Below are 258 nucleotides of genomic sequence, written 5' to 3'. Positions count from 1 at the left end.
GGCAGGTGCCCGCCGTGTCACCGCGGGCCCTCCGAGTTGCCCAGCACCCATCGCGTTCGTAGCCGTTGCCCGTCGTCCACGGTCGGTCGGACGCCGCAAAGGAGCCCTACCCCATGTCTGTGTCCGTCACGATGCCCCGTCTGGGTGAGAGCGTGTCCGAGGGCACCGTCACCCGCTGGCTGAAGAAGGAAGGCGAGCGCGTCGAGGCCGACGAGCCGCTCCTCGAGGTCAGCACGGACAAGGTCGACACCGAGATCC

1 protein-coding gene is annotated in these 258 nt (G+C 69.0%); it reads left to right on the top strand.

All coding sequences use genetic code 11. The annotated features are described in order from the left end of the window. Window positions 1-113: 113 nt before the first annotated feature. Window positions 114-258, top strand: a 145-nt coding sequence (locus FrCorBMG51_RS27270) for a biotin/lipoyl-containing protein (RefSeq protein WP_338052771.1), incomplete at its 3' end; no start/stop codon positions are given.

Source organism: Protofrankia coriariae (assembly GCF_001017755.1).
In the GTDB taxonomy this organism is placed as follows: Bacteria; Actinomycetota; Actinomycetes; order Frankiales; family Frankiaceae; genus Protofrankia; species Protofrankia coriariae.
The sequence above is the reverse complement of the archived record's forward strand: the minus strand, read 5'-3'. Positions and strand labels throughout refer to the sequence as shown.